At 74.2% G+C, this 3,053-nt stretch carries 3 protein-coding genes, 1 tRNA gene and 2 pseudogenes; 4 read left to right on the forward strand and 2 right to left on the reverse strand.

The window, feature by feature from the left end:
* Nucleotides 1-401: pseudogene (locus G3I41_RS36205) on the reverse strand (hypothetical protein); the annotation flags it as partial.
* Between the two features lie 95 nt (nt 402-496).
* On the opposite strand from G3I41_RS36205, the gene G3I41_RS36210 reads away from it, so the two are divergent.
* Both G3I41_RS36210 and G3I41_RS36215 read left to right on the forward strand, forming a co-directional pair.
* On the forward strand, nt 497-943 hold the full coding sequence (locus G3I41_RS36210; protein WP_164404765.1) for an SRPBCC family protein: 447 nt from the start codon (nt 497-499) through the stop codon (nt 941-943).
* 39 nt (nt 944-982) lie between these two features.
* Nucleotides 983-1,054, forward strand: a tRNA-Val gene (locus tag G3I41_RS36215).
* Nucleotides 1,055-1,120: 66 nt separating this feature from the next.
* Here the strand turns inward: G3I41_RS36215 and G3I41_RS36220 are convergent.
* Nucleotides 1,121-1,846: a 3'-5' exonuclease gene (locus G3I41_RS36220; RefSeq protein WP_164404766.1), complete on the reverse strand. Its 726-nt coding sequence runs from the start codon at nt 1,844-1,846 to the stop codon at nt 1,121-1,123.
* Nucleotides 1,847-2,035: 189 nt separating this feature from the next.
* Between G3I41_RS36220 and G3I41_RS36225 the strand changes: the two genes are divergently transcribed.
* Together G3I41_RS36225 and G3I41_RS36230 are read left to right on the forward strand one after the other, a co-directional pair.
* Entirely contained in the window at nt 2,036-2,602 is a 567-nt protein-coding gene (locus tag G3I41_RS36225; RefSeq protein WP_164404767.1) for a DUF4365 domain-containing protein, read from the forward strand.
* A pseudogene (locus tag G3I41_RS36230) lies at nt 2,602-3,053 on the forward strand (hypothetical protein); the annotation flags it as partial. The gene G3I41_RS36225 and the pseudogene G3I41_RS36230, both read left to right, overlap by 1 nt.

The raw sequence follows: 3,053 nt of genomic DNA on the forward strand, positions 1-3,053 counted from the left end.
GCCAGCGCCTCGGCCGTCGCGCCCAGACCCCGGCGCAGCAGGACCGCCGGAGCGGCCAGCGCCCCGGCCGTCACCGCGGTCAGCACCGCGCTGCGCCCGCCGATGCCCAGGTCGCCCCAGCTGACCAGGGTGAACGCGAGGGCGGCGACCGCCAGCAGCAACCCGCCGAGGGCCAGCAGCACGTTCTGCACGCTGCGCTCGGGGGCCGGACGCGCCGGTCCGAACCCTCCGGGGCCCGGGCCCCAGGGCGCGACCGGACCCCGGGGAGCGGGCCCGGTGGCTTCCAGTGCCCGCAGCAGCCAGGCGCGGCGGGTCAGCAGCTGGGCCCGGCGGGCGTCCAGCCGGGCGAGTTCACGGTCGAGGAGCGCCAGTTCCTCGGCGGGCGGCGGCACATGTTCCATGGACGCGAGTGTGCTGCGCGCCACGTGGCCGAACATGCGTCCGCGTACTCAGATGCCCGCCTGAGTACGCGCCTCCCGGGGCCCATCATGGGGAAGTGAACTGGAACCACTACCGATTCGTCAGCGTATGGAAGCTTCAGGCGCCGCCCGACGCCGTGTACGCCGAGCTCGAACGCGTCGAGGACTATCCGCGGTGGTGGCCGCAGGTCCGCGAGGCCACCCGGTCCGGCAGCGAGACGGGCACCACCCGCATCCGCTCCCTCCTCCCGTACGACCTCGTCACCACCGTGCGCGAACGGCGCCACGACCCGGCGCACGGCGTCCTCGAAGCCGCGCTCGGCGGCGATCTCGACGGCTGGGTCCGCTGGACGGTCACCCCCCACGGCCGCGGCTCCCGCGTCGTGTACGAGCAGGAGGTCGAGGTGCGCCGGACGCTGCTGCGGGTCCTCGCGCTGCCCTGCCGGCCGGTCTTCCGCGCCAACCACGCCCTGATGATGCGGGCCGGGCGGCGCGGGCTCGCGGCCCGGCTGGAAGCGGTTTGAACCACGGCCGCCCCGCCCTGTATGGTTCAACCCGTTCCCGGGCGATTAGCTCAGTGGGAGAGCGCTTCGTTCACACCGAAGAGGTCACTGGTTCGAACCCAGTATCGCCCACCCCGGAGAGGCCGGTCCGTCAGCACCACCGACGGACCGGCCTCCGTGTGTCCGGACGCCGACCGCTCATGCCGCCGTGCCCAACTCCGGCCGCAGCGGCCAGGCCGGGTCCACCGTCTCCGGCGTCCCGCTCCGTGCGAACCACGCCTGCAGCCCCCGCGCCTGCGCGGCGTGCCACACCGCCTGGAGCGTGTGCAGCTCCGCCGGGCTCAGCCGTTCGAGGCGGGCCGAGAAGCGGCGTCCCACCGCCCGGACCAGTTCCAGCGAGGCCGCCGCGTCCGCCGCCGCGTCGTGCGCCCCGTCCAGCAGCACCCCGTACAGCTCGCACAGGTCCGTGAGCGTCCGCCGGCCCTTGCGGTAGCGGTCCAGGTGCTTGTCCAGCACCCGGGGGTCGAGCACACACAGCGACGAGCCCTCCAGGTAGGCGCCCAGCGACGACGCCCGGTGCCGCTTCAACTCCCGGTCCAACAGGGTCAGATCGAACGGTGCGTTCATCACGACGAGCGGTCGCCCCGCCGCGCGCTGCTCGGCCAGCGCCCGCGCCATCTCCTCCACCGCCGGCGCCGGCCAGCGCCCGTTGCGCTGGAGGTGGTCGTCGGTCAGCCCGTGGATCTCCGTCGCCCCCGGAGGCACCGGAACCCCCGGATTCACCAGCCAGCGGGTGACGCGCACCGGGCCGTCCGCCCGGTCCTGGACCACCAGGGCGGCCGAGACGATCCGGTCCTCCTCGACGTCCACACCCGTCGTCTCCGTATCGAAAGCGGCCAGCGGCCCTTCGTACCAATGAGTCATCCCCGAACTCCTCGCGCACGCACGGCGGATGGCGGGATTCCTCCGCCCGGTCCGGTGATACCCGCGCCCTTTGCCTGATACGCCGTTTGCGCACGGTCCGGTGCGGTGACAACACAAGTACCGGCAGCGGAAGTTGACCGCCCGGCACCTCTCATCCCCATCGGTACGGCCCGGAAGGCTTACGGAGCCATGGCGCTCGCGCAGCCCGACCCGAGCGGGCTGCTGCCCCAGCGGACCGCACCGCTGCGCGGCGGACTCGCCACCACCGCCTGCATGGAGACCCTCCAGGTGGGCTACCTCCACGCCGTCGCCGCGGCGGCGGGCTGCTCGCTGTCGCAGCCCTTCCCGGACAACGGCATCGACTGGCACGTCAGCCACGGTTCCGCCGGCCATCTCGTGGACGACGAGGTGACCATCAAGGTCCAGCTGAAGTGCACCTACCAGATACCGCCCCGGCCGCCCGGCCCGTCCTTCGCCTTCACGCTGGACAACGCCCACCTGGTGAAGCTCGCCCGGACGCCCGTCTCGGTGCACAAGATCCTGGTCGTGATGCTCGTGCCCCGCAGCCAGGACGACTGGCTGCGGGCCGGCCCCGACAGCCTCGACCTGCGGCACTGCTGTTACTGGACCAACCTGGCCGGCCACCCCGTGACCGGCCGCCACCGGACCACCGTGCGGCTCCTGACCTCGCGCGTCTTCGACGACCGGGCGCTCTGCGAGATCATGACCCGCGTCGGGGCGGGAGGGAGACCCTGATGCACGAGCCCGTACGCCTCCACGGCGAGGCCGCCCCGCCCTCCTGGGGCCTGCCCGACCCCGCCCGTGTCGACCCCGGCGTTCTCGGCACCCTGCTCGCCCGGCACGGCTGGCGGCGGCGCGGGGGAGAGGACGGCCCGTACGGCCGCTGGACCCCGCCCGGCGGCACCACCAGCCTCCTCGTGCCCCGCACCAGGACCTTCCCCGACAGCGAGGAGCTGCTCGGCGAGGCCCTGACCGCGCTCGCCCGCAGCGCCGCCCCCTCCGCCCGCGAGATCCTGGTCGCGCTGACCGTCCCCAGCGACGAGATCCGCTGGCGCCGCGAGGTCCCCGAGCCCGCCGTCGGGGCCGCCGACTGGCTCGGCGCGGTACAGCTGCACAGCGCCGCCCGCCAGATCCTGCTGGCCGGTGCGCTCGCCGCCCGGGGCCCGGCCGGCTACCACGGCGCCCG

Origin of the sequence: Streptomyces sp. SID9727 (assembly GCF_010550605.1) — a bacterium.
Taxonomy (GTDB): domain Bacteria; phylum Actinomycetota; class Actinomycetes; order Streptomycetales; family Streptomycetaceae; genus Streptomyces.

Bases quoted from the DNA above. Each gene is read 5' to 3' on its own strand.
- G3I41_RS36220 (WP_164404766.1), bottom strand. From the start codon at position 1,846: ATGACTCATTGGTACGAAGGGCCGCTGGCCGCTTTCGATACGGAGACG.
- G3I41_RS36225 (WP_164404767.1), top strand. From the start codon at position 2,036: ATGGCGCTCGCGCAGCCCGACCCGAGCGGGCTGCTGCCCCAGCGGACC.